This is a genomic window from Nocardioides baculatus (assembly GCF_016735675.1).
Classification (GTDB): domain Bacteria; phylum Actinomycetota; class Actinomycetes; order Propionibacteriales; family Nocardioidaceae; genus Nocardioides; species Nocardioides baculatus.
This window is the reverse complement of the sequence record NZ_JAERSG010000007.1, coordinates 49915-73750: the sequence shown is the minus strand read 5'-3', so window position 1 is coordinate 73750 and position 23836 is coordinate 49915. Positions and strand designations below refer to the sequence as shown.

Below are 23836 nucleotides of genomic sequence, written 5' to 3'. Positions count from 1 at the left end.
GTCAGCCTCGCCCGACCACGCGCACGCGGTCGTCGCCGCTGGCGGCGAGCACCACGCCCAGCGACTCCTCGTCGTCCTGGGGCACGGCCAGCACCAGCTGCCGCGTCGTCGCCGAGGCGAACGACTCGGTGACCACCGGGGCGTCGACGACCAGGACGTCGGCGAGCACGAGCTCGGCCTCCGAGCGTGAGCCGCGGTCCTCCCCGATCACCCAGACGTCGACGCGCGAGCCGCGACCGAGGTCGGTCGGCACGTGCTCCGCGGCGACGGCGACCGAGACGTCGACCGATCCGTCGTCGACCTCCTCCCCCAGCGCGGCCGCCGGCACCAGTTCGCCGGCCGCGAGCGGCCGCGTGAGGGTGAGAGCCGCAGGGAGCTCGTCGTCGACCCCGAGGTAGCGCTGGGCATCGGTGATGTCGTCGAAACGGAGCCGGGTGGACCGCAGGTCGTCGGCCGTGATCGTCTGGCCGGCCGCGAGGTCGGACGACGCCGCCCAGACCGAGGTCATGTCGTCGGCCGTGGACAGGAGGCGGGCACCGGCGACGACCGAGCCGGTGACCAGCACGACGCCGACCCAGAGGCGCGGGTCGCGCCATCCTGCCGACCCCGATCGGGTGGCTGGTGGGACGTCGAGGGCGCCGGGCGCGCGCGGACCGCTCCGAGACTTGTTCCGAGACACGAGGTCATCATGTCCGCACGCGCGCGAATTCACACCTGTCTCTCCACAGGCTGCGGCCGGGCGGCTCCGCCGACCGGGCCGCCGGTGGGAGGATGGGCCCCATGGCCGACGACCGCCCGGAGCCTCGCGCCCCCCGCTTCCTCACGCTCGCCGACGTCGCCGAGGCGCTCAACACCTCCAGCGCGCAGGTCTACGCGCTCGTCCGCCGCGGCGAGCTCCCGGCCATCAAGATCGGCGGCCGAGGTCAGTGGCGCGTCGAGGCGGTCCAGCTCGAGGAGTTCATCCAGCGGATGTACGCCGAGACCAAGGAGTTCGTCGACCGGCACCCCTTCGTGGACGCCGAGCCGGGATCGTCCGACTAGCCCCGAGCCGTTCCCGAGGACCTTCTGCCACCACGTGGGGGCCTATCCCACCTTGCCGTCGAGCTCGACCTCGACGACCTGCTCGTCGCCGCCGCGGACCACCGACATCTCCACCGTCTCGCCGGGGCGGTGCGTGCGGATCGCGACGATGAGGGCGATGCCGTCGTTGACCGGCTGGTCGTCGACCGCCGTGATGACGTCGTCCTTCTGCAGGCCGGCGCGCTCGGCCGGGGTGTCGGGCATGACCTCGGTGATCGTCGCGCCCTGGGAGTCCGGCTCGCCGCCCGTACGGACCTGGGCGCCGATGACGGGGTACTCCGCCTTGCCGGTGCGCAGGATCTGGTCGACGGTCGTGATGACCTGCTCGATCGGGATGGCGAAGCCCACCCCGATGTTGCCCGCCTCGCCCGACGAGCCGCCGTTGGTGGCGATGGCCGAGTTCACGCCGACCACCTCGCCGGCGAGGTTGACCAGCGGCCCGCCGGAGTTGCCCGGGTTGATCGCTGCGTCGGTCTGCACGGCGTTGATGTAGGAGGACTCGTCGTCGGACTCGCCCGACGTGGTGACGGGACGGTCGAGGGCGCTGACGATGCCGGACGTGACCGTCTGGCTCAGCCCGAGCGGGGCGCCGAACGCGATGACCGGGTCGCCGACGTGGAGCGCCTGGGACGCACCCAGCGCGGCGGGCTCGAGCCCCTCGGCGCCGTCGACGTCGAGCACCGCCAGGTCGTAGACCGCGCTGCGACCGACGACCGACGCCTCGTGGCGTACGCCCTCGTGGTCGATGACGACGATCGGGCCGTCGTCCTCGGCGGCCGAGGCGACGACGTGGTTGTTGGTGACGACGTGGCCCTCGCGGTCGAGCACGAAGCCGGAGCCCGTGGCGCCGGCGGCCTGGCCGTCGAACTCCGCGACGATCTGCACGGTGCTGGGGAGCAGCGCCTGCGCGACGGCCGGGACGGACCCGTTGTCGGCGTCGAGCGGCGCGGCGGACTGGGTGCGTACGCCGTCGAGGCCGTTGTCGTTGGTCCCGCGCTGGGAGGCGAGCTCGTCCTGGAGCGCGCCACCGGCGAGCCCGCCGAGCAGGCCGACGACCAGGGCGAGCGCGGCCACGGCGGGCCAGACCCAGAGCGCGACCTTGCGGGGCGGGACCGGGCGGGCGTAGTCGACCGGCGGGTAGGGACGAGGCCCGGGGCCGAAGTAGGGGGGTCCTGCGGGTCCGGGCGGCCCGGGGCGACCGAAGGCGAGCGTCTCGGGAGCCTGCTGGACGGGCTGGGGCTGCGTGGGCGGCTCGGGCCGGGGATCGTGCGCGCGCGGCTGCTCGCCGTAGGTGCTGCCGTAGGGCGGCGGGCCGGGTTCACTCGGCTGGCTCGGCTGGCTCGGCGCGTCCGCGGCCTGCCCGTAGGCGTGGCCCTGCGGCTGGGCGTCGGCGTCGGTGGGGCGCCAGCCGGCGAGGGGCTGGGTGGGCTCCTCGGCGTCTGGTGACGAGCCCGGTGTGGACTCGGACGTCGGCTCGTCGGGCTGGTGCTCGTCGCTCACGGAGCAATCTTCTCCCGGATCGCCACCAGGCGCTCGGCCAGGGGCATCCGGGAGGGTGAGGCGGGACCGCGCGCCGTGCGGTCGTCGACCCCGCCGACCGGGGCGACCGGGCCGACGGGACGGCTCAGGTCGGTGGCCGGCGGCCGCGGCTCGATCCGCGGCGAACCGGCGACGCCGAGCGCCAGGACGCCGACGACGCAGGCGCTGGCGGCCCCGCCCCCGATGGCGACGAGCCCACGGCGCGAGCGGTGGGTCCCCGCCGTGGGGAAGGTCGCGCCGGCGAGCGCACCGGGCTGCGTGGAGAGCTCGGAGCAGCGACCGACCAGGGCCGACTTGAAGTCGTGCGAGGGGCGCGAGGCGCCGTAGGACAGCTGGGCGAGCTGGGTCTTCACCCAGCCCTCGTGCTCGACGAGGTCACGGCAGGTGTGGCAGCCGTGGACGTGGTTCCAGCAGCGCTCCTCCTCGTCGGGGTCGAGGCGACCGTCGACGAGGGCGCTGACGCGGGATCCGAGGTGCGTCATCAGGACACCACTCCCCGGTAGCGCTCGCGGCCGGCGGCGGGCTCGCGGTGGGCGAGCGCCTTGCGCAGCATGCTGCGACCGCGGTGGATGCGCGAGCGGACGGTGCCGAGCTTGGCGTCGAGGATCTCCGCGATCTCCTCGTAGCTCAGTCCCTCGACGTCGCACAGCACCACCGCGGCGCGGAAGTCCGGCGGCAGCGTGGCGAGGGCGATCTCGATGTCGTCGTCGAAGGTCTGGTCGGCGAGAGCCAGCTCCGGCGCCGGCGCCGAGCTCGTGAGCCGCGCGGCGCGCTCGTCGGAGAGCGGGTCGAAGCGGATCCGCTGCTTGCGGCGGGCGCCGTCGAGGAACAGGTTGGTCGTGATCCGGTGCAGCCAGCCCTCGAAGGTGCCGGGCGTGTAGGAGTCGAGGGAGCGGAAGACGCGGACGAAGACCTCCTGCGTGAGGTCCTCGGCGTCGGGACGGTTGCCCGTGAGCCGGTAGGCCAGCCGGAAGACGCGGTCGGAGTGCTGCTCGACGACCTCGTCCCACGTCGGTACGACGATCCCATCGGTCTGGACCTGCTCACCCACGGGTGACCCCTCGTTCTTCCTCGACCTCAGCTGCAACGGGTGCTCGCCGTCCTTCCTGACGCTAGGTACCCCGCCTGAGAGTTCGCTGTGAACCTCATGCGCAAGGGCCAAGAAACGTGTGGCCCCGCGCGGCGGCGTACCGCCTTCAACGAGCGAGGTGCCCGGTGTGTTCCCGCTGAAGTCCGACTAGAGTCCCGTCCGTGCCGACCCCCACGCAGCCGATCAAGCCCGCGAGCTGGACCTATGCCGAGTCGTTCGTGGCCGAGGACGAGATCCTCGCCGCCGCCCGCGGCCGCGCCGAGGAGGTCGGGGTGACCCCGGTCGGCTCCGGCGCCGGCGCCGCGCTCCGTTTCCTCGCCTCCGTGCTCGACGCCCGGGCGGTCGTCGAGATCGGCACGGGCACCGGCGTCTCCGGCCTGTGGCTGCTGCGCGGCATGCGCTCCGACGGCGTCCTGACCACGGTCGACATCGAGGCCGAGCACCAGCGGCTCGCCAAGGAGACCTTCACCGAGGCCGGCATCCCGGGCAACCGGGCCCGCACCATCGCGGGCGCGGGGCTCGACGTGCTCCCCCGGCTCACCGACGGCCACTACGACCTGGTGTTTTGCGACGGCGACAAGCGCGAGTACGCCGCCTACCTCAAGGAGGCACTGCGGCTGCTGCGCCCCGGCGGCATCGTGGCGTTCGACAACGCCCTGTGGCACGACCGCGTGGCCGACCCGGCGCAGCGCGACGAGGAGACGGTCACGATCCGCGACCTCGGTCGCACGATCCTCGAGCACGAGTCGCTCGTGCCGGTCCTCCTGCCCGTCGGCGACGGCCTGCTGGTCGCGAAGAAGGAGTGGGCCCCGGAGGCCTGACCTCAGGCGCCCTCGCAAGTCACCGGATATCCGGTGACTTGCCCGCTTAGAGGTACAGATCTCTACCTGTAAGCAGCTAGGTCCCCGGATATCCGGAGACTTGCCCGCACCGCCGTCAGCAGCGGGGCGAGGCCTCGAAGCCGTCCCAGCCCTCGGCCACGGCGACCACGTCGCAGGCCTCGATCAGGATCGGCGACGACCCGATCATCCGCGACCCCGGAGACTCCGCGGCACCCTCGGTGAAGGTGCGCTGGAACTCCTCGCGCGCCTCGCTGGTCGCGAAGACGTAGGACCCCTCGAACCACTCCCCGCGCACCGTCCGCCACGTCTTCCAGCGCAGCCCGGACATGCCGGTGAACCGGGCGTGGGAGGTCTCGGCGACGAAGCTCGCCAGCTCGTCCTCCACGCCCTCGGGCGCCCCCTCGAGGGACCACCGGATGGTGAGCCCGAGCATCAGGCGATGCCCTCCAGCGGGTCCTCGGAGCCGAGCCAGGTCAGCAGCAGGCGCGGACCCCAGCCGCTGGGTCCGGCGGTCCACTCGTGGCGGTCGGCCGGCGACTCTGCGGCCGAGGCGAAGTCGACGTGCACCCACGGGACGTCGCCCGCGAAGTGCTGGAGGAACAGGGCGGCGGTGATGGCGCCCGCGCCGCCGGCGGCGTTGTCGCCGTCGGCGATCTTGGACGTCACCTTCTCCTCGTAGTCAGCGACGAGGGGCATCCGCCAGACGTTCTCGCCGGACGCGCCGGCGGCGGACTCGACGTGCCCGGCGAGCGCCTCGTCGTTGGCGAAGTAGCCGCCGGTCCACTGGCCCAGGGACACCTTCATCGCCCCGGTGAGGGTGGCGATGTCGAGCAGTGCCTTCGGGGCGATCTCCGAGACGGCGTACGCCATCGCGTCGGCGAGGACGAGTCGGCCCTCGGCGTCGGTGTTGTTGACCTCGGAGGTGCGACCGCCGTAGTGCGTGATCACGTCGCCGGGTCGCATCGCGGAGGCGCTGACCGAGTTCTCCGCGGCCGGCACCAGGCCTACCACGCGGACCGGGCAGTCGACGTCGCGCAGCGCGGCCATCGTCGCGATGACGGCGCCACCGCCGCTCATGTCGCGCTTCATCGTCAGCATGCCCTCGCTGGGCTTGATGTCGAGGCCGCCGGTGTCGAAGGTGATGCCCTTGCCGACCAGGACCACCGTCGGCGTACGCCGGTTGGCGCCGGGCGGCGCGTAGTCCATGCGGATCAGGCGGGGCGGGTTGACCGACCCGCCGCCGACGGCGAGCAGGCCGCCGAAGCCTTCCTCGGCGAGCGCGTGCTCGTCCCACACGGTGACGTCGAGGCCGGCCGTCTCGCCCACCTCCACCGCCTGCTCGGCGAGCCAGGCGGGCGTCTTGAGGTTGGCCGGGACGGTGGCGAGGGCGCGCGAGCGCCAGCCCGCTCCACCGAGGGCGATGGCCCGGGCGAGCTCGTCGTCAGCGCCGTCGTCGTCGATGTCGGCCAGCACGATGCGCGCGACCGGGCGCTCCTTCGGGCCCGTGGAGCGCCAGTGGAAGGAGAACGAGGCCAGCATCGCGCCGACGACGAAGGCGCCGAGGCCCTCGTCGGGGGCGATCGCGGCGAGCGTGGTCACCACGCTCGCGCGGTCCTTGGTCGCGCGGGCGACGGCCGCCCCGGCGCGGCGGAGATCGGTGGCCGAGCCCTCGCCCACACCGACGAGGAGCACGAGCACCACGTCGTCGTCGCGGTCGGCGCTGCCGACCGGGACGGTGGTGACCTCACCGGCGCGGCCGGTGCCGCGGGCCGCCTCGAGGGCGGCGAGGAGGTCGACGCCGAGGGCTTCGGACGCCTCGTCGGCACCGGGGCCGAGGAGCGGTCCGGCCGGGTCGGGGACGACCGGGAAGGCCCAGACCTCAGCGCCGCCGATCTGGTGCGGCAGCGCCGGGCTCAGCGCGAACTGGGGCGGCGAGACCTGCTGCGGCAGCTGTGCTGTCGATCGGCTCGTGGACGCCACGATCAGCCGACGACGCCCTTGAGGGCGTCTCCGAGAGCCGTTGCCTCATCGGCGTTCAGCTCGACCACGAGCCGCCCACCACCCTCGAGGGGGACGCGCATGACGATGCCGCGGCCTTCCTTGGTGACCTCGAGCGGTCCGTCGCCCGTGCGGGGCTTCATGGCGGCCATCGGCGCACCTCTTCCTGTTCAGCCTTGGGTGGCTCATCACATGCGAATCGGAGCGGCTGAGTCGTGACTGGCCGCCCCGATAGGCGTCGTACGCTCCCATTATCCCTCATGACCCGCGTGATCGGCACCACAGGGCGCGCTGACGCCCGCTCGTCGTCGGGCAGACTGCGTCCCATGACCAGCTCTCCCCCTGTCCTGCTCGACGTCGCGGACGCCGTCGCCACGATCACGCTCAACCGCCCCGAGGCGATGAACGGCCTCGACGTGGCCACCAAGGACCTGCTGCTGGAGACGGTCACCCGGGTCGCCGACGACCCGGAGGTGCGGTGCGTCGTGCTCACCGGCAGCGGCCGCGCGTTCTGCGTCGGTCAGGACCTCAAGGAGCACCTCGCCGGGCTGACGGGCGAGGCCGACGTCCCCCTGTCGGACACCGTCGAGAAGCACTACAACCCGATCGTGCTGGCCCTCTCGACCATGGCGAAGCCGGTCATCGCGGCCGTCAACGGCGTCGCGGCCGGCGCGGGGGCGAGCCTGGCCTTCGCCGCCGACTTCCGGATCCTCGTCGACTCGGCGGGCTACAACACCTCGTTCGCGGGCGTCGCGCTGTCCTGCGACACCGGGTCGAGCTGGACGCTGCCGCGCCTGGTCGGGCGGGCCAGGGCGATGGAGCTCCTCTACTTCCCGCGCACCGTGTCCGCCGCGGAGGCGCTCGAGCTCGGGCTCGCCACCCGGGTCGTCACGCAGGACGAGTTCGCCGGCGCCGTCGAGGAGCTGGCGCGTCAGCTGGCGGACGGGCCCACCGTGTCGTTCGGCTCGATCCGGCAGGCCGTGGCCTACTCCGCCTCGCACCCGCTGGAGGAGTCGCTCGCCTTCGAGGCGGAGAAGATGGCGCTCACCGGGGGCACCGCGGACCACCTCGCGGCGGTCAATGCGTTCGTGGCCAAGGAGAAGCCGGTCTACCGGGGTCGCTGAGCCTTCAGCACGTCCAGCAGCTGGCGTGGCGCCTGGACCGCCATCCGGTGGCGCGAGGGCCGCGCGCCGTACTCCACGGTGAGCGCGGAGCCGTCGAAGCGGTGGTTGAACCACATCGTCATCGTGCCGTGGCACAGACCGCCGCAGTCGAGCGACGTACGGGGCAGCCGGAGCGCACGCGCCAGCCGCCGGGCGAAGCCGGTGTCCTTGGTGTCGGTGTCCACGCCGTGCAGCGGCTGGTGGAAGCTGATCACCCGCCGGGGGTCGATCTCGGCCAGGAACGCCATCATCGCGCGCGTCTCGGGCTCGCTGGCCGGACGGCGGCCGGACTCGTAGCTCCCGTCGAGGTCGGCCCACCTGTAGGGAAAGTTGCGGTTGAGGTCGACGCCGCGCGCGTTGCGCCGTGACCCGCGGGCGAGCCCGTCGGGGTTGTAGGTCGGGACGACCCACAGGTCGATGCCGGTAATCGCGCGTCCGTCACGCAGCGTCTCGAGGATGCGCCGGGTGTGCGGCTCGTTGCCGTGCATCGTGGACACGAGCACGAGGGGACGCTTGCCCGGCTCGCCGAGCCGCCAGGCCCGGATCGGGCGGCCCCTCACGGAGTGCCCGATGGTGCGGACCTCGACCACCGCGGGCCGGTCATCCACTGCGACGGTCACCGCGGGTGCCGGCGCCGGGACGGCGAGGAGGCTGACCAGGAGCCCGAGGGCCAGCCCGAGGCTGCGGGCGATCACACCGCGGCGGTGAGGTAGGCGTAGGTGAAGACGAGGACGCCGACGACCATGCCGAGGTGGGCCAGGAGCGAGAGCCCCGGACCGTCGCTCCAGCTGTCGCCGGACGCCTCCGGCGCGTGCCGGCCCTTGGCCGGCAGCCACCGCATGAGGATCAGCAGGCCGCACACCGCCGTGAGCCACCAGGCGGCGATGGCCAGGATGCCGAAGAGCGGCCCGCCGAGCAGGCTGTCCTCCGGCGCCACCAGCACCCCGACCCACAGGACGAGGGCCACGACTCCCGCCGCGAAGTGCACCAGCGGGAGGCGGCGGCTGATCGAGAACCGACCGGCGGCGTCCGCGGAGCGCATGCGAAGTCGGGTGAGCACGATCGCCACGGCGGCCAGGGCCGTGAGGATCCACACGACGATCGGGAACGACATGTCGGAGGAGTCTGCCCTAGCCGGGGTCGCGGTCGCCAGACGTGGTCGGCCCGCCCTCGTCCGGTCCGCCCCGGTCCTCGAGCTCCGTCGCCAACCGCGCGAGCAGCTCGTCGACGTCGGACATCCGGTAGCCACGGACCGCGAGCGGGAACCGTACGGACCGCAGGTCGCGCGCGGCGAGGGGACGGTCGGCGGGCAGGTCGAGGTCGGGGCGGTCGTCGTAGGCCGGTGCCATCGACCCGCCGCGGCCGGACGCGACGACCGCGACCCCGGCCATGGCGAGGACGATCAGGATCGCGAACAGCCACATCATTCGGGACGCCCCGGTGCCGGAGTGGGCCAGCGGTCCTCGCGGGCCGCCACCATCAGCGCCACGGCCTCGTCGACGTCGTCGGTCACGACCATCATGTCGAGGTCCGTGGCGTTGATCTTGCCCTCGGCGAGCACCGTCTCGCGGAGCCAGTCGAACATGCCCTTCCAGTAGGCCGTGCCGATCAGCACGATCGGGAACGACGTCACCTTCTGCGTCTGCACGAGCGTGAGCGCCTCGAACAGCTCGTCCAGCGTGCCGAGGCCGCCGGGCAGCACCACGAAGCCCTGGGAGTACTTCACGAACATCGTCTTGCGGGCGAAGAAGTAACGGAAGTTGATGCCCTTGTCGACCCACTGGTTGAGCCCGGACTCGAAGGGCAGCTCGATGCCGAGCCCCACGCTGACCCCGCCCGACTCGCACGCCCCCTTGTTGGCGGCCTCCATGGCGCCCGGACCGCCGCCGGTGATGACCGCGAAGCCGGCCTCGGCCAGCTTGCGGCCGGCCTCCTCCGCGATGGCGTAGAACGGGTGGTCGGTCGGCGTCCGTGCGGAGCCGAAGACCGCGATCGCCGGGCCGAGCTCGGCCAGCGAGCCGAACCCCTCGACGAACTCCGACTGGATGCGGAGCACCCGCCACGGATCCGTGTGCACCCAGTCCGTGGGTCCGCGGGAGTCGAGCAGGCGCTGGTCGGTGGTGCTGCCCTCCCGCACCTGGCCACGTCGCTCGATCTCGCGGCCCTTGACCCGGCGGTGCGTGTCGTCGCTCATGCCGTGTCCCCCGTCAGCCAGTCCTTCAGGATGCGCTCGCACCGCTCGATGTGCTCGGTGGGCACGTGCTCGTCCTGCTTGTGCGCGAACATCGGGTCGCCGGGGCCGAAGTTGACCGCCGGGATCCCGAGCTTGGTGAACTGTGCGACGTCGGTCCAGCCGAACTTCGGCCCGACCTGCCCGCCGACGACCTGGAGGAACTCCTTCGCCGCCGGGCGGTCGAGGCCGGGCATCGCCCCTGCGGCGATGTCGGTCACCGTGACGTCGTACCCCTCGAAGAAGTCGCGGACGAACGCCTCGGCGTCGGCCTCGCTGCGGTCGGGGGCGAAGCGGAAGTTGACCTCGACGACGCACTCGTCGGGGATCACGTTGCCGGCGACGCCGCCCCGGATGCCGGTGGCGTTGAGGCCCTCGTGGTAGGTCAGGCCGTCGATCTCGGGCTGGCGGGCGACGTAGTCGTTGAGCCGGGCCAGCACGGGTGCGGCGAGGTGGATGGCGTTGACGCCCTTCCAGCTCCGCGCGCTGTGCGAACGCTCGCCGGTCGTGCGTACGTCGACGCGCATCGTGCCCTGGCAGCCGGCCTCGACGGCGGCGTTGCTGGGCTCCATGAGGATCGCGAAGTCGGCCTCGAGCAGGGCGGGGTCGCTCTCCGTGAGCTTGCGCAGGCCGTTGTGGACGGAGTCGACCTCCTCGGCCTCGTAGAAGACGAAGGTGAGGTCGCGGTTGGGCTCGGTGAGGTCGGCGGCGAGCTTGAGCATCACCGCGTCGCCGCCCTTCATGTCGCAGCTGCCCAGGCCGTGGAGGATGCCGTCCTCGAGGCGCGAGGGCAGGTTGTCGTTGAGCGGGACGGTGTCGATGTGTCCGGCGATGACGACCCGCTCGCCCCGGCCGAGCTCGGTGCGCGCCACCAGCGTGTGGCCGCGGCGGGTCACCGTCAGGTGTCCGAGGGTCGCCAGCACGGCCTCGACCGCATCGGCGATCTCCTGCTCGTGGTGGGAGACCGACTCGATGTCGACGAGCTGCTGGGTGAGGGTGACGACGTCGGCGGTCAGGTCGAGCTTCATGGCGTCAATACAACCAGCAGGCCCTCCGCTGCGTCATAGGGTGTGGCGCGCCCGGGCACACCGGCGTCGAGAGCATGGGGGAACTTCAATGACACGGGTCATCACACGACTGGTCCTGGTGATCGTGACGGCGTTGCTGGGTGCAGCTCTCGTCACGCCACCGGCCGGCGCGGCGCCGACCTGGCGCCCGGTCACCAACCTCTTCGCCGACCTCTCGGCACCCGGAGCCCAGACGCCGTCCATCGGCACCGACGCCGCCGGAAGCTCGACCGTCGTCTGGTCGCGCTACGACGGCACCCGCACCATCGTCGAGACGTCCTACCGGCCCGTCGGAGGCACGTGGAGCGCGCCGGTGGTGATCGCCACGGGTGCCCAGATCGGTTTCGCGCAGGTCGCCGTCGCCCCCTCGGGTGGCGCGACCGCCGTGTGGCGGAGCTCCGAGCTCGACCGCAGCGTGGTGCAGGCCTCGTCACGTTCCGCGAGCGGGACCTGGAGCGAGCCGGTCACCCTGTCGAGCGACCCGAGCCGTGACCTGAGCTCGCAGCCGGACGTGCCGCAGGTGGCCGTCGACCCGACCGGCGTGGCGACCGCGACGTGGTCCCGCTTCGAGGCGGTGCCCGGCCAGCCGTGGCGCTTCACGGTCCAGACCTCCACCCAGGCCGCCGACGGCACGTGGAGCACCCCGGTCGACCTGTCGCCTGCCGGCAGCCCGGCCCGTACGACCGACGTCACCGTCGACCCCGCCGGCAACGCGACGGCCGTGTGGTCCGCCGGGGCCACGCTCCAGGCAGCCACCCGCCCCGCGGGCGGCGCGTGGAGCGCGCCCGTCCAGCTCTCCGCGGCCGCCGGGCCGCGCGCCAACCCGCGGGTCGTGGTCGACCCGTCCGGCACCGCCACCGCGGTGTGGGGCAGCTTCGCGGGAGGCGCGTACGGCGTGCAGACCGCCTCGCGCGCTCCCGGCGGGGCATGGACCGCTCCTCTCGACCTCGTGAGCGGGGACGTCTTCGACACCCCAGCGATCGCCGTCGACCGGCAGGGCAACACCACCGCGCTCTGGCAGCAGAACGACGGCTCCGGGTGGGTCGTCACGAGCGCGTCGCGACCGGCCGGGGGCGCGTGGAGCGCCCCGGTCCTGCTGTCCGCCCCCGCGGACGACTCGTGGGACCCGCAGGTCGCGGTCGACCTCGCCGGCAACGCCACCGCCATCTGGGCACGCGACCTGGCCGGTGGGCGCGTCATCGAGGCCGCGCGCCGCCCGGCGCAGGGTGAGTGGTCCGAGCCGATCGAGCTGTCTGCGCGTGGCGATGCCCAGCACCCGCAGGTCGCCGTCGACCCGTCCGGCAACGTCACCGCCGCCTGGTCGCGCAAGGCAGACGCGGGCTGGATCGTCCAGGCCCGCGGCCTCGACGCCGCCGGTCCGGTCGTCACCGGGATCACCGGGACGACCTCGCGCATCGCCGCCCGGGGCCGGGCGTTCTCCGTGACGGCGCACGACGTGTGGTCGCGGGTGGCGTCGGCCCGCTGGACCTTTCCCGACGGCACCACCGCGAGCGGGACCTCGGTGTCGTACGCCGGCACGACCGGCACCAGGCCGGTGCGGGTCGTGCTCACCGACAGCGTCGGCAACGCGACGGCCTGCTCCTACACGAGCACCTTCACCTGCCGGGCGACGACCCGGATCAGGCCGTTCATCGACCGGGCACGGCTCAGCCCGAAGAAGATCCGCGCCGTCGGCTCCGACGCCCGCGTGGCGAAGAAGGCCAGGGCCACGATCACCCTCAACACCGCCGCGAAGGTGACCTTCACCTTCCGCAAGGCGGGGAGCAAGCGGGTCACGCTGGTGAAGAAGCTGGACGCCGGCCGCAACCGCGTGACGATCCGTGCCCGCCTCTCGGCCCGCAAGGTGCTCGCTCCGGGACGCTGGAAGGTCGTGGTGACGGCGAAGAACGCGGTCGGCACCAGCCCGAAGGCGAGCTTCCGCCTCCGGGTCGTGCGCTGACCTCTCAGGTCCTCGCCACCGCCACGCCCACCTCGGCCGCGTCGGCGTAGGTCACGGAGGTCGCGAGCGTCTCCTCGGTGAGCAGCGCCTCGTGGGTCCGGGCCGCGTCGAGGACGTCCGCCGGCGCGGAGACCGTGAGCGCGATGCGGTCGGAGACGGCGAGGCCGGCGTCCTTGCGGGCCTGCTGGACCGCGCGCACCAGGTCGCGGGCGGTGCCCTCCGCCTCGAGCTCGGGCGTCACCTCGGTGTCGAGCACGACGAAGCCGCCGCGGGGCAGCACGCCGGTCGCCGTACCACCGGACGCGTCACCCGCGACGGTGTCGAGGGCGTACTCCCCCTCGACCAGCGCGAGCCCGCCCGAGGTCACGGTGCCGTCGTCGGCGACTGACCAGTCGCCGGTCTTCGATCCCTTGATGGCGAGCTGCACGTCCTTGCCGAGGCGCGGACCGGCCGCGCGGGCGTTGACGGTGAGCCGCTGCTCGACGCCGTACGACGCCGCCTCGGGGGTGTCGAGGTCGAGGAGCCGGACCTCCTTGAGGTTCAGCTCGTCGGCCACGAGGCGGTCGAATCCGGCGAGACCCGACGCGTCGGGCACGACGACGGTGAGTGACTGCAGGGGCAGGCGGTTGCGCAGGTTGGCGGCCTTGCGCAGCGCGGAGCCCGCGGAGCAGACGTCACGGACGGCGTCCATCGCCGCGACGAGCGCGTCGTCGGCCGGCAGGTCGTCGGCCGACGGCCAGTCGGTGAGGTGCACCGAGCGCTCGCCGGTGAGACCGCGCCAAACCTCCTCGGTCGTGAGCGGCATCAGCGGCGCGGTGGCCCGGCAGACGACCTCGAGCACCGTGTAGAGGGTGTCGAAGGCGTCGGCGTCCTCGTCCCAGAAGCGTTCGCGCGAGCGCCGGATGTACCAGTTGGTCAGCACGTCGAGGAAGCTGCGCGTCGAGTCGCACGCCGCGGCCACCTCGTAGTTGTCGAGCTGGTCGGTCATCGCGGCGACGTAGTCGCGCAGCTTGGCCAGGATGTAGCGGTCCATCGGGTCCGCGCTGTCGGTCCGCCAGGTGGCCTCGTGGCCGCTGCCGCCGCCCGCCGCGTTGGCGTACAGGCTGAAGAACGACCAGCTGTTCCACAGCGGGATCAGCACCTGCCGCACCGAGTCGCGGATGCCCTGCTCGGTGACGACGAGGTTGCCGCCGCGCAGGATCGGGCTCGACATGAGGAACCAGCGCATCGCGTCGGCGCCGTCGCGGTCGAAGACCTCGCGGACGTCGGGGTAGTTGCGCAGCGACTTCGACATCTTCTGGCCGTCGTTGCCCAGGACGATGCCGTGGCTGAGGCACGTCGAGAACGCCGGGCGGTCGAAGATCGCACCGGCCAGGACGTGCATCGTGTAGAACCAGCCGCGGGTCTGGCCGATGTACTCGACGATGAAGTCGCCCGGGAAGTGGTTGTCGAACCAGTCCTTGTTCTCGAACGGGTAGTGCACCTGAGCGAAGCTCATCGAGCCCGAGTCGAACCACACGTCGAGGACGTCGGTGACGCGGCGCATCGTCGACTTCCCCGTGGGGTCGTCCGGGTTGGGTCGCGTCAGGTCGTCGACGAAGGGGCGGTGGAGGTCGGGGTTGCCGTCCTTGTCGACCGGCAGCCGGCCGAAGTCGCGCTCGATGTCCTCGAACGAGCCGTAGACGTCGACGCGCGGGTAGTGCTCGTCGTCCGACTTCCACACCGGCACCGGGCTGCCCCAGAAGCGGTTGCGGGTGATGGACCAGTCGCGGGCGTTCTCCAGCCACTTGCCGAACTGGCCGTCCTTGATGTGGTCGGGCACCCAGCGGATGTCCTGGTTGAGCGCGATGAGCCGCTCCTTGACCTTGGTCACCTCGACGAACCACGACGAGACGCCCTTGTAGATCAGGGGCTGCCGGCAGCGCCAGCAGTGCGGGTAGGAGTGGTCGTACGTCTCGCGGCGGACCAGCACGGTGCCGGGTGTGACGGAGCCCGTCTCGCCGCTGCCGTTGGTGGCGGCCTTGAGGTGGTCGATGATCTGGAGGTTGGCGTCGAAGACCTGCAGGCCCTCGTAGTCGGCGACCGGGAACGTGAACCGCCCGTCCTTGCCGACCGGCATGACGGCCTCGATGCCCTCGCGGTCGGTGACGACCTTGTCGTCCTCACCGAAGGCGCCGGCGGTGTGGACCAGCCCCGTGCCGTCCGTGGTCGTGACGAACTCGGCCGGGACCAGACGGAAGGCCTTCGCGTGGCCCGCGTAGTAGCTGAACGGCGGGGCGTACTCCAGGCCGATCAGGTCGGCACCCGTGCCGCGCCAGGTGACGTCCGGGTCGTCGCCGAGCTCGCGGGCGTACGACGCCAGGCGGGCCTCGGCGATGAGGTAGCGCTCGGTGGCGCCGGTGGGTCCGTCGGACTCCACGACGACGTAGTCGATGTCCTCGCCGACCATGACCGCGAGGTTGCTCGGCAGCGTCCAGGGGGTCGTCGTCCAGACGAGGACCTTGACGCCCTTCATCGGGCCGTCGGTCGTGACGTCGTACCCGACGGTGACGGCCGGGTCCTGCCGCATCTGGTAGACGTCGTCGTCCATCCGCAGCTCGTGGTTGGAGAGCGGCGTCTCGTCCTGCCAGCAGTAGGGCAGCACCCGGAAGCCCTCGTAGACCAGGCCCTTCTCGTGGAGCTGCTTGAAGGCCCACATGACCGACTCCATGAACTCCGGGTTCATGGTGCGGTAGTCGTTGTCGAAGTCGACCCAGCGCGCCTGGCGGGTGACGTAGTCGCGCCACTCGCCGGTGTACTTCAGCACCGACTGGCGGCACGCCTCGTTGAACTTCTCGATGCCCAGCTCGACGATCTCGTCGGTGGTCTTGATGCCGTTGAGCCGCATCGCCTCGAGCTCGGCCGGCAGGCCGTGGGTGTCCCAGCCGAACCGGCGCTCGACCTTGTGCCCGCGCATCGTCTGGTAGCGCGGGATCAGGTCCTTGACGTAGCCGGTGAGCAGGTGGCCGTAGTGCGGCAGGCCGTTGGCGAACGGCGGGCCGTCGTAGAAGACGAACTCGTTGCTGCCGTCGTCACCGGCGGCACGCTGCTCGACGCTCGCGCGGAAGGTGTCGTCGGACTCCCAGTACGCGAGCACCGCCTCCTCGATCGCCGGGAAGCGTGGGCTGCTCGCGACCGTGGTCGCGTCCGTGTGGCTGACCTTGGGGTACGTCATCTGGCTGGCTCGACTCTCGACTCGTGGGGTGTCTCCACGAGGACGATCGGCTGACCGCGGTACCACCTCGCTTGGGATCCCTCGGATCCCCGCTTCGTTGCGGCTGTGTCGGGCCGTACCCGTCGGGTTCTACTGGGGCCGCGGCCGGATCGCCGTACCCGTTCTTCCCGAGGCTCACCGCTGATGACGGCTCAGACGCCTGCCGCGATCGTACGGCGACCGCGGGCGCGCCCGCCAATTGGTTCCGGCCCCGCCCTGCCCCCTGCCGGGTAGTCCACCGGGAATTGGCCGTCCCGCCGCGGTAGTCCAGTGAGGGATGGCTGCCGCAACCCCTTCCGGACAGCCATCCCTCACTGGACTACCCCGGCCGGGTGGGCGAGAGGCACCCCGACCGACCCTGCGGTCAGGCAGCGTCGCGGTAGCGGAGGTAACGGTCCCGCTGCCAGTCGGCCAGCGCCCGCCGCCGGGCAACGGTGTCGGTCGGTGTCCACCAGGGCGGCGGGTCGATGGTCCAGCCACGTTCGCCGGTACGACGACGAGCGCGGGCCGCCGCGGCGAGCAACCGACGGGTGAAGGCACCGAGGTCGTGCCAGTCCGTGGCGAACATGGCAACGGGCTCCAAACCGACGTCGCGGAAGTCCGCATCCTGGCGGTTGTCCTTCGAGGCGCCGACGAGGCTGAGGTGGCTGTCGCCGTGGTAGAGCCCGACGAGCCCGGTGAGCGGATCGATCAGGTCGGGAGTCCCCAGATGGTGGCCGTCGAGGGTGAAGACCGGCACGTTGCACCTCGGCCGCGGCAGGGCGGCTCGTCGCGTCCAGATGCCACGCATTCCGGTCTCGCGCGGCGACCACGAGTTCTCCTCGGCCTCGAGCAGCGCGTCACGCGCCTGCTGGACGCCGGTGACCGGACCCAGCCGACCGACGTACGCGGTCACCTCGGCAATGCTGACCAAGTCGGAGTAGCAGGCCATGTCGATCGCCTCGATAGCCGCGCCCAGCCCGTCGGCGTACCGCATCTCGTAGGTCACGGACCGGACAGCCATCGTCACCGCGAGACCATCGACGACCTCGATCTCGTCGGGGTGCAGGAACTCCTGACTGACCGCGAAGCCGGTCTGCGCCCGCACGTTCCTCCGCGCCACGACCGTCACCGGCCGAAGCCGGACGCCGCCGAAGGTCCCGTCGAACCAGGTGCCGCCGAGCCAGCGCAGTGCCGCCCAACCAGTGACGGCCTCATCGTCCTTCAGCACCGCTGCCGCCTCGACCGCCCGCTGGTCGGGTGTCTGCGGTACGTCGGCAGGCACGACGAGCCCGCACCCGGTCGTACGCCATCGCGGGCCGCGGGCCTGGCCCCGGGTCGGGCCGAGCAGACCGGCCGCATCACACCTGACGGGCGCGACCAGCCTCGGTCGGCGCGGATGGAAGGGCGGTGGGGTGAACACGCGTGGAGCGTTCCCGCGCTGGCGAGGGCGTACCGGCTGTCCACAGAGCAAGTTCGAGGACCGGGGTAGTCCAGTGAAGGTTGGCTGCCGCAACCCCTTCCGGACAGCCATCCCTCACTGGACTACCGACGGCGGACGACCGAATCCCACTGGACTACTCCGCCACGCCCACGGTTGGGTGGCGCCCATGAACTTCGACGGCATGTGGCTGCCCCAGGACCAGGACCCGCGGATGCAGGAAGGGCCGACTCGTGGGGAGAAGGAGTGCCTGGTGGGCTACCTCGAGCACTACCGCGGCACGCTGGCGCTCAAGTGCGACGGGCTCGACGCCCGGCAGCTGGCGACCAGGGCGGTGCCGCCGTCCAACATCTCGCTGCTCGGGCTGGTGCGGCACATGGCGCGGGTCGAGCAGAGCTGGTTCCGCCGGGTGATCGAGGAGCGGATGGACATCCCGCGCCTGTTCCAGGACGACGACGGCGGGTTCGACTTCCCCGACGCCGACGACGACCTCGTCCGCGAGGCGCACGACCTGTGGGAGGCCGAGATCGCCTACGCCCGCGAGGTGCTGGACCGCACCGACCTCGACGCCGTCGTCGACGTGCACGGCGAGCCCACCGAGGTGCGCGACATCATCGTGCACATGATCGAGGAGTACGCCCGCCACTGCGGGCACGCCGACCTGGTGCGGGAGTGCGTCGACGGCCGCACCGGCCAGTGAGGTCGGGAATGGGTCGCATCCGTAGGCTGGTGGGGTGACTGCTGCCTCCGGCTACGGCCTCCTCACCCTCGCTGACGACACCGTCCTCGACGCCTGGTTCCCCTCCCCCGTGCTCGGCGCGACCGAGGGTGACGCGCCGGCCGAGCTGACCGCGCTGGAGGGCGACGACGACCTCCGCGGCGTACGGCGCGAGGTACGGCTGGTCGAGATCGAGGACCTCGACGCGGCACCGTCGTCGACCGAGGACGTGTGGCTGCGGCTGCACCTGCTCTCGACCCGACTGGTGAAGCCGCACGGCCAGAACCTGGACGGGATCTTCGGCCTGCTCACCAACGTCGTGTGGACCTCCGCCGGTCCGTGCGCGGTCGAGGGCTTCGAGGCCACCCGCGCCCGGCTGCGCGCCAGCGGTGCGCACGTCACGGTGTTCGGCGTCGACAAGTTTCCCCGCATGGTCGACTACGTCCTGCCCACCGGCGTCCGCATCGGCGACGCCGACCGCGTCCGGCTCGGCGCACACCTCGCCGAGGGCACCACCGTCATGCACGAGGGCTTCGTGAACTTCAACGCCGGCACGCTCGGCGCCTCGATGGTCGAGGGCCGGGTGTCCGGCGGCGTCGTCGTGGGCGACGGCTCGGACGTCGGCGGCGGCGCGTCGATCATGGGCACCCTGTCCGGTGGCGGCAAGGAGGTCATCTCGATCGGCGAGCGCTGCCTCCTCGGCGCCAACTCCGGCATCGGCATCTCGCTCGGCGACGACTGCGTGGTCGAGGCCGGCTGCTACGTCACCGCCGGCACCAAGGTCACCGTCACCGACCTCGACGGCAAGCCGCAGGTCGTCAAGGCGGCCACCCTCTCGGGCGTCGACAACATCCTGTTCCGCCGCAACTCGGTCAGCGGCGCCATCGAGGCCGTGCCGTGGAAGGGCGGGTCGGACGGCGCCGGCATCGCCCTCAACGCGGCACTGCACGCCAACTGAGGGCGGCCGTGCCGTCCCTGCGGACGGTCACCATCGGGGCGGTGGTGGCCCTGGGTGCCGTCGCCACCACCTTCGTCCTCGTCGACCGCGGCGGCGTGCCGTCGATCCTCGACACGAGCGGGTGCACCGCCGAGGTCGACGGCCACCGGGTCGAGATCGACCTCGAGCAGGCCGAGAACGCCGCGCTGATCACCGCCATCTCGATCGAGCGCGGCATGCCCGCACGCGCGGCGAGCATCGCGCTCGCGACGGCCTTCCAGGAGTCCAAGCTCTACAACATCGAGTACGGCGACCGCGACTCCGTCGGCCTCTTCCAGCAGCGCACCTCGCAGGGCTGGGGCACGATCGCGCAGCTCATGGACCCGGTCTACGCGACCAACGCCTTCTACGACGCGCTCGAGAAGATCGACGGCTACCGCGAGATGGAGATCACCGAGGCGGCGCAGGCGGTGCAGCGCTCGGCCTACCCCGATGCGTACGCCGACCACGAGGAGGACGGCCGCGCCCTGGCCTCGGCCCTCACCGGCAACTCGCCGCAGGCGATGTGGTGCGACGTCCCGGGTGACGCGGACGAGGACTCCGACGACCTCGATGACGCCGGCCTGGTCGCCCGTGCCGCGGTCGTGCGCGAGGACGTCGAGGCGCGATTCGGCGCTCTGTCGCTCGGCGGCTTCGAGCCGGAGGGCGTCTCGAGCGGTCACATGGAGGGATCCGCGCACTACGAAGGACGCGCGATCGACATCTTCTACCGACCGATCACCGCGGAGAACAAGCAGCGCGGCTGGGCGATGGCGACCTACCTCGTGGCCAACGCCGACCGGCTCGACATCAGGACACTGATCTTCGACGACCGGATCTGGCACGCCGGCTCGCGCTCCGGTGACGGCTGGACGGACTACCGGGTGCCGTCCTCGTCACGGGGCGACCAGCAGATCCTGGAGCACCGGGACCACGTGCACGTCGACGTCTTCGACTGACGTCGCTGGTCGAGGTGCGAGGAGCGCCAGCGACGAGCCTCGAAACCTGCGCCTGGGAGCGTGGTTCCGAGGCTCGCTGCGCTCGCACCTCAACCAGCGAGGGGTGAGGTCTCAGCGGGCCTTCGAGGTGAAGACCTCCTCCTCCATGAGCGGTCGGACCTTGTCGGACAGGGCACCACGGCTCACGTACTTCCGCAGCGAGTCGCCGGCGAGGGCGTTGCCGAGCGCCGCGACGACCATGCCCTGGTCGAGGGCGAGGTACTTCTTCGAGACCGTGCCCGAGCGGACGGCGACGGCGTCGTAGAAGCCGCCGGGGCCGTAGGCGTCGAAGTTCTCCCGCAGCTTCGCCAGGTTCGCGAGCGCCTCGTCGGGGGCGTAGCGCAGGGCCAGGAACGACGCGTGCGGGGTGACCACTCCGTCGCCGTACGCCGTCGGGGCGGGCGTGCCGGCGCGGTCCGGGCAGCCCTCGTAGGCCTGCTCCCAGGAGGTCCGCTCCTGGTCGGAGGTGTAGCCCGGGCCGTCGATGCCGAGCTGGTCGACGCCGTACTCGCGGTAGCCGCCGGCCGGGTCGTTGGACGGGGAGAAGCCCCAGTAGCCGTAGCCGGCCTCGTCCATGCCGTGCTCGATCTGGGCCTTGACGTAGAGGGGGTGGTTCACGCCCCACGAGCGGGCGCCCCACGTCTCCTCGGGCACGAACAGCGGCACCATCAGCGCCTCGAACATGCTGCCGCCCCACGTCGGCACCAGCTGGTGGCCGCGGTAGGGCAGCGTGCCCTCGAAGACGTCGATGCCCTCGTAGGTGTGCCACTCGCCGCTCGGCTTCGTCTCGGTCCACGACCAGTCGCAGGTCGGCGGGAAGGTGCGCAGCGTGCCGAAGTAGTGCCTGGCCGGGATCTGGCCCGCGGCGATGCCGAGGTAGGAGGCGATGCGCGGCTCGGTGTTGAACGACCCGTAGTGGTGGCAGGTGTAGTAGACGTCCTCGCCGCCTCGGTAGTTGTCCGCGACGGAGCAGCCCGACGGCGGGTCGACCCAGAAGCCGCCGCGGATCTGGCCACCCACGGGGGCGTCGCTGCCGGGCTCCTTCCGGATGCCCTCGGCCGGGTTGTAGTAGTAGCCGAAGTCCATCTGCTCGCGGATGGCCGCCGCCTGGTGCTTGAGCGCCGGGATCGCCCGCTCGGTCAGGAGCAGGCCGGTCGCGAGCCAGCCGTTGTCGACGCTCGAGGCGAACTGCTCGATCGGGCCGCCGCCGGGGAAGACGTCGAGCTTGTCGCCGGTCGCGGGGTCGTACCAGTTGAAGAACATGCCGGACGGCTCGTGCTTCTCCATGCCGGCGACGGTCTCGATCGTCGTACGAGCCCGCTCGCGCGCCTCGCGACGCGAGATCAGTCCGGTGTCGCGGGCCGCGACCGTGCTCCACAGGTAGGCGCCGATGTTGGTCGGCGAGGTGTAGCCGCTGCGGCTGGACGCGTCGAGGTCACCGCCGATGTTGTCGGCCGGGAGGCCGGTGGTCTCGTCGGTCATCGCAGCCATCGACTCCCAGCTGTCCGCCATGTACTCCTGCAGGACGGCGCGGGTGCCGGTCGGGGTGCGGTCGCCGGCGGTCGCCGGCGCCAGCGGCTGGACCGCCAGGGCGGCGGCTGCGAGGGCCGCGGTCGCGGCGAGCGCGACGGGGGGACGGATCTTCATGGGGTGGTGCCTCCTTGCCCGAGCAGGGGCGTCGGTGGTGGGGGTCCTACTTGATTCCGGTCATGGCGATGCCCTGCATGATGTGGCGCTGCAGGACCAGGAAGATGGCGAGCACGGGCAGCACGACGACGACCGAGCCGGCGAGCAGGAGTCCGTACTGCGTGGCGTTCTGGCCGACGGAGTAGAGCGCGAGGGCGACCGGGAGCGTGTACTTGTCCTCGGTCTGCGCCACCACGAGCGGCCACAGGAAGTTGTTCCACGACGTGAGGAACGTCAGGATCCCGAGCGTCGCGAGCGCGGGGCCGCAGAGCGGCAGGATCACCGAGAAGAAGATCCTCAGCTCCCCGGCGCCGTCGATGCGGGCCGCCTGGATGAGCTCGTCGGGCAGCGACTGGATGAACTGGCGCATCAGGAAGACGCCGAACGGGCCGGCCAGGAAGGGCAGGATCATCCCGATCAGGGAGTTGGACAGCCCGATGTTGGTGGTGAGCACGAAGAGCGGCACGAAGGTCACGACGCCGGGGATCATCAAGGTGCCCAGCACGATCGCGAAGAGCGCCTTCTTGCCGGGGAAGTCGAGCTTGGCCAGCGCGTAGCCGAGCATCGAGCAGAAGACCATGTTGCCGGCCGTGACGGCCAGCGCGACGATCGCCGAGTTCATGAAGTACGTCGGGAAGTCGAGCTTGGTGAACAGCGTCTCGTAGTTGTCGAGGGTGATCGTCTCGGGCCACCAGGTCGGCGGCACGGAGCGCACCTCGGCCTCGGGCTTGAGGCTCGAGAGCAGCATCCAGACGAACGGGATGACGACGAGGAACAGCCCGACGAAGAGCACGGCATAGAGCCATCCCGGCGTACGACGCCACTCCCCTCCGTCGCGGGACGCCGGAGCCTTCGGCGGTGCCGCCTGCTTCTCTGCGGTGAGCGTGCTCATCGCGTGGCTCCCTTCTCGTCGCGCTCGCCCAGCCAGCGGAACTGCACCCACGTGAGGAGCACGACGGCGAGGAACAGCAGGTAGCTGGCGGCCGCCGCGTACCCGTAGTTGCCGAAGCCGAACTGGTCGAAGGTGAAGTAGGTGGCGGACCGGGTCGAGTCGAGCGGACCGCCCTTGGTCATCACGAACGCCTCCTCGAAGAACTGGAGGTAGCCGAGGCCGGTGATGACCGCGCCGAACAGCAGCGTCGGTCGCAGCATCGGCAGGGTGATGTGGCGGAACCGCGCCCACCCGCTGGCGCCGTCGACCTCGGCCGCCTCGTCGACCTCCTGCGGGATGGTCTGGAGGCCGGCCAGGAAGATGACCATCAGCGTGCCGAAGTTGCGCCACACGGCCATCAGGACGAGCGACGGCAGCGCCAGCGTGGTGCTGTCGAGCCAGCCGGGACCGTCGATCCCGACCCAGCCGAGCACCGTGTTGAAGAGGCCGCCGTTGTCGCGGTAGAGGAACTTCCACACGACCGAGACCGCGACGATGCTCGTCACGACCGGGAGGTAGTAGCCGACCCGCAGGAACCCGCTGAACCGCTCGACCCGGTTGATCCCGACGGCGACCAGGAGGGCGACCGCCATGGTCGCCGGGACGCCGAGGAGCAGGTAGAGCAGGGTGTTGAGGGTGACCTTGCGGAAGAGCGGGTCCTGGACGAGCTGGACGTAGTTGTCGAGCCCGACCGGGTTGACCGCGAACGGGTCGCGGATGTCGGTACGCCGCATGTCGGTGAAGCTCATCCCCAGGCTCGCGAGCACGGGCCCGAGGCTGAACACCACGAACAGCAGCACGAAGGGCAGCGCGAGCGCCCACGCGGCGACAGCCTGCTGCCGCCGCGTGGGGTCCACGTGCCTGACCCTGTCGGTGCTCGGGGAG

Annotated in this window: 24 protein-coding genes; 7 read left to right on the top strand and 17 right to left on the bottom strand. The window is 71.7% G+C overall.

Annotated elements, in window-relative coordinates; translation table 11 throughout:
- Position 1: 1 nt before the first annotated feature.
- Positions 2-679, bottom strand: coding sequence for a CpaB family protein (locus tag JI751_RS19215; RefSeq protein ID WP_201940251.1), 678 nt, complete (start codon positions 677-679; stop codon positions 2-4).
- Between the two features lie 101 nt (positions 680-780).
- Here JI751_RS19215 and JI751_RS19210 point away from each other — a divergent pair, with 101 nt between their 5' ends.
- On the top strand, positions 781-1041 hold the full coding sequence (locus JI751_RS19210) for a helix-turn-helix domain-containing protein (protein ID WP_201940250.1): 261 nt from the start codon (positions 781-783) through the stop codon (positions 1039-1041).
- A gap of 42 nt (positions 1042-1083) precedes the next feature.
- Here the strand turns inward: JI751_RS19210 and JI751_RS22035 are convergent, their stop codons facing one another.
- Genes JI751_RS22035 through sigE form a run of 3 tightly spaced genes read right to left on the bottom strand, consistent with a single transcriptional unit; the run spans position 1084 to position 3670 of the window.
- Positions 1084-2580 (bottom strand): S1C family serine protease, encoded by a 1497-nt coding sequence (locus tag JI751_RS22035; protein ID WP_201940249.1) that lies wholly within the window; start codon positions 2578-2580, stop codon positions 1084-1086.
- Positions 2577-3101: an anti-sigma factor family protein gene (locus JI751_RS19200; RefSeq protein ID WP_201940248.1), complete on the bottom strand. Its 525-nt coding sequence runs from the start codon at positions 3099-3101 to the stop codon at positions 2577-2579. The genes JI751_RS22035 and JI751_RS19200 overlap by 4 nt, the downstream gene beginning before the upstream one ends.
- Positions 3101-3670 carry an RNA polymerase sigma factor SigE gene (gene sigE / locus JI751_RS19195; RefSeq protein ID WP_307814387.1) on the bottom strand — a complete coding sequence of 190 codons (570 nt, stop codon included), beginning with the start codon at positions 3668-3670 and terminating at the stop codon, positions 3101-3103. The genes JI751_RS19200 and sigE overlap by 1 nt, the downstream gene beginning before the upstream one ends.
- A 200-nt stretch (positions 3671-3870) precedes the next feature.
- Here sigE and JI751_RS19190 point away from each other — a divergent pair, with 200 nt between their 5' ends.
- Positions 3871-4530 (top strand): O-methyltransferase, encoded by a 660-nt coding sequence (locus JI751_RS19190; protein ID WP_307814386.1) that lies wholly within the window; start codon positions 3871-3873, stop codon positions 4528-4530.
- Positions 4531-4645: 115 nt separating this feature from the next.
- On the opposite strand, the gene JI751_RS19185 is transcribed toward JI751_RS19190, so the two are convergent.
- The 3 genes from JI751_RS19185 to JI751_RS19175 are packed head-to-tail and all read right to left on the bottom strand — an operon-like array spanning position 4646 to position 6701.
- On the bottom strand, positions 4646-4984 hold the full coding sequence (locus tag JI751_RS19185; protein WP_201940245.1) for a hypothetical protein: 339 nt from the start codon (positions 4982-4984) through the stop codon (positions 4646-4648).
- Positions 4984-6531, bottom strand: a complete 1548-nt coding sequence (locus tag JI751_RS19180) for a leucyl aminopeptidase family protein (RefSeq protein WP_201940243.1) — start codon at positions 6529-6531, stop codon at positions 4984-4986. The genes JI751_RS19185 and JI751_RS19180 overlap by 1 nt, the downstream gene beginning before the upstream one ends.
- Before the next feature lie 2 nt (positions 6532-6533).
- On the bottom strand, positions 6534-6701 hold the full coding sequence (locus JI751_RS19175) for a DUF3117 domain-containing protein (RefSeq protein WP_082602897.1): 168 nt from the start codon (positions 6699-6701) through the stop codon (positions 6534-6536).
- Positions 6702-6875: 174 nt separating this feature from the next.
- Between JI751_RS19175 and JI751_RS19170 the strand changes: the two genes are divergently transcribed.
- Positions 6876-7673 carry an enoyl-CoA hydratase/isomerase family protein gene (locus JI751_RS19170; protein WP_201940241.1) on the top strand — a complete coding sequence of 266 codons (798 nt, stop codon included), beginning with the start codon at positions 6876-6878 and terminating at the stop codon, positions 7671-7673.
- On the opposite strand, the gene JI751_RS19165 is transcribed toward JI751_RS19170, so the two are convergent.
- Genes JI751_RS19165 through dapE form a run of 5 tightly spaced genes read right to left on the bottom strand, consistent with a single transcriptional unit; the run spans position 7658 to position 10970 of the window.
- Positions 7658-8407 carry a M14 family zinc carboxypeptidase gene (locus JI751_RS19165; RefSeq protein WP_201940240.1) on the bottom strand — a complete coding sequence of 250 codons (750 nt, stop codon included), beginning with the start codon at positions 8405-8407 and terminating at the stop codon, positions 7658-7660. The two genes, JI751_RS19170 and JI751_RS19165, sit on opposite strands and share 16 nt — an antisense overlap.
- Entirely contained in the window at positions 8404-8826 is a 423-nt protein-coding gene (locus JI751_RS19160) for a hypothetical protein (RefSeq protein ID WP_201940238.1), read from the bottom strand. Before JI751_RS19160 ends, JI751_RS19165 begins: the two co-directional genes overlap by 4 nt.
- A gap of 16 nt (positions 8827-8842) precedes the next feature.
- Positions 8843-9139: a DivIVA domain-containing protein gene (locus JI751_RS19155; protein WP_201940236.1), complete on the bottom strand. Its 297-nt coding sequence runs from the start codon at positions 9137-9139 to the stop codon at positions 8843-8845.
- Entirely contained in the window at positions 9136-9906 is a 771-nt protein-coding gene (locus JI751_RS19150; RefSeq protein ID WP_201940235.1) for an LOG family protein, read from the bottom strand. Before JI751_RS19150 ends, JI751_RS19155 begins: the two co-directional genes overlap by 4 nt.
- The gene (gene dapE, locus JI751_RS19145) at positions 9903-10970 is read right to left on the bottom strand and encodes a succinyl-diaminopimelate desuccinylase (protein ID WP_201940234.1); all 1068 of its coding nucleotides are present in this window, start codon (positions 10968-10970) and stop codon (positions 9903-9905) included. The genes JI751_RS19150 and dapE overlap by 4 nt, the downstream gene beginning before the upstream one ends.
- A gap of 88 nt (positions 10971-11058) precedes the next feature.
- On the opposite strand from dapE, the gene JI751_RS19140 reads away from it, so the two are divergent.
- Positions 11059-12969, top strand: coding sequence for a PKD domain-containing protein (locus JI751_RS19140; protein ID WP_201940233.1), 1911 nt, complete (start codon positions 11059-11061; stop codon positions 12967-12969).
- A 4-nt stretch (positions 12970-12973) separates the two neighbouring features.
- Here JI751_RS19140 and ileS read toward each other — a convergent pair whose 3' ends face one another.
- Both ileS and JI751_RS19130 read right to left on the bottom strand, forming a co-directional pair.
- Positions 12974-16183: an isoleucine--tRNA ligase gene (gene ileS / locus JI751_RS19135; protein WP_201940232.1), complete on the bottom strand. Its 3210-nt coding sequence runs from the start codon at positions 16181-16183 to the stop codon at positions 12974-12976.
- A 403-nt stretch (positions 16184-16586) separates the two neighbouring features.
- A complete protein-coding gene (locus JI751_RS19130; protein WP_201940231.1) occupies positions 16587-17486 on the bottom strand; it encodes a hypothetical protein in 900 nt (299 codons plus the stop codon).
- Positions 17487-17811: 325 nt separating this feature from the next.
- Between JI751_RS19130 and JI751_RS19125 the strand changes: the two genes are divergently transcribed.
- Genes JI751_RS19125 through JI751_RS19115 form a run of 3 tightly spaced genes read left to right on the top strand, consistent with a single transcriptional unit; the run spans position 17812 to position 20295 of the window.
- Positions 17812-18342, top strand: a complete 531-nt coding sequence (locus JI751_RS19125; protein ID WP_201940230.1) for a DinB family protein — start codon at positions 17812-17814, stop codon at positions 18340-18342.
- 34 nt (positions 18343-18376) lie between these two features.
- Positions 18377-19318, top strand: coding sequence for a 2,3,4,5-tetrahydropyridine-2,6-dicarboxylate N-succinyltransferase (gene dapD / locus JI751_RS19120; RefSeq protein WP_201940228.1), 942 nt, complete (start codon positions 18377-18379; stop codon positions 19316-19318).
- A gap of 8 nt (positions 19319-19326) precedes the next feature.
- A complete protein-coding gene (locus JI751_RS19115; RefSeq protein WP_201940226.1) occupies positions 19327-20295 on the top strand; it encodes a VldE C-terminal domain-containing protein in 969 nt (322 codons plus the stop codon).
- Positions 20296-20406: 111 nt separating this feature from the next.
- Here the strand turns inward: JI751_RS19115 and JI751_RS19110 are convergent, their stop codons facing one another.
- Genes JI751_RS19110 through JI751_RS19100 form a run of 3 tightly spaced genes read right to left on the bottom strand, consistent with a single transcriptional unit; the run spans position 20407 to position 23808 of the window.
- Positions 20407-21981 (bottom strand): glucoamylase family protein, encoded by a 1575-nt coding sequence (locus tag JI751_RS19110; protein ID WP_201940220.1) that lies wholly within the window; start codon positions 21979-21981, stop codon positions 20407-20409.
- Positions 21982-22027: 46 nt separating this feature from the next.
- Positions 22028-22912 (bottom strand): carbohydrate ABC transporter permease, encoded by an 885-nt coding sequence (locus tag JI751_RS19105; protein ID WP_201940218.1) that lies wholly within the window; start codon positions 22910-22912, stop codon positions 22028-22030.
- Positions 22909-23808: a carbohydrate ABC transporter permease gene (locus JI751_RS19100; protein WP_307814383.1), complete on the bottom strand. Its 900-nt coding sequence runs from the start codon at positions 23806-23808 to the stop codon at positions 22909-22911. Before JI751_RS19100 ends, JI751_RS19105 begins: the two co-directional genes overlap by 4 nt.
- Positions 23809-23836 lie beyond the last annotated feature (28 nt).

What these genes read in the sequence shown, in the direction of transcription:
- JI751_RS19210 (WP_201940250.1), top strand. Translation starts at nt 781, where the DNA reads ATGGCCGACGACCGCCCGGAGCCTCGCGCCCCCCGCTTCCTCACGCTC.
- JI751_RS19200 (WP_201940248.1), bottom strand. Translation starts at nt 3,101, where the DNA reads ATGACGCACCTCGGATCCCGCGTCAGCGCCCTCGTCGACGGTCGCCTC.
- JI751_RS19185 (WP_201940245.1), bottom strand. Translation starts at nt 4,984, where the DNA reads ATGCTCGGGCTCACCATCCGGTGGTCCCTCGAGGGGGCGCCCGAGGGC.
- JI751_RS19175 (WP_082602897.1), bottom strand. Translation starts at nt 6,701, where the DNA reads ATGGCCGCCATGAAGCCCCGCACGGGCGACGGACCGCTCGAGGTCACC.
- JI751_RS19170 (WP_201940241.1), top strand. Translation starts at nt 6,876, where the DNA reads ATGACCAGCTCTCCCCCTGTCCTGCTCGACGTCGCGGACGCCGTCGCC.
- JI751_RS19160 (WP_201940238.1), bottom strand. Translation starts at nt 8,826, where the DNA reads ATGTCGTTCCCGATCGTCGTGTGGATCCTCACGGCCCTGGCCGCCGTG.
- JI751_RS19155 (WP_201940236.1), bottom strand. Translation starts at nt 9,139, where the DNA reads ATGATGTGGCTGTTCGCGATCCTGATCGTCCTCGCCATGGCCGGGGTC.
- JI751_RS19150 (WP_201940235.1), bottom strand. Translation starts at nt 9,906, where the DNA reads ATGAGCGACGACACGCACCGCCGGGTCAAGGGCCGCGAGATCGAGCGA.
- dapE (WP_201940234.1), bottom strand. Translation starts at nt 10,970, where the DNA reads ATGAAGCTCGACCTGACCGCCGACGTCGTCACCCTCACCCAGCAGCTC.
- JI751_RS19140 (WP_201940233.1), top strand. Translation starts at nt 11,059, where the DNA reads ATGACACGGGTCATCACACGACTGGTCCTGGTGATCGTGACGGCGTTG.
- ileS (WP_201940232.1), bottom strand. Translation starts at nt 16,183, where the DNA reads ATGACGTACCCCAAGGTCAGCCACACGGACGCGACCACGGTCGCGAGC.
- JI751_RS19125 (WP_201940230.1), top strand. Translation starts at nt 17,812, where the DNA reads ATGAACTTCGACGGCATGTGGCTGCCCCAGGACCAGGACCCGCGGATG.
- JI751_RS19110 (WP_201940220.1), bottom strand. Translation starts at nt 21,981, where the DNA reads ATGAAGATCCGTCCCCCCGTCGCGCTCGCCGCGACCGCGGCCCTCGCA.
- JI751_RS19105 (WP_201940218.1), bottom strand. Translation starts at nt 22,912, where the DNA reads ATGAGCACGCTCACCGCAGAGAAGCAGGCGGCACCGCCGAAGGCTCCG.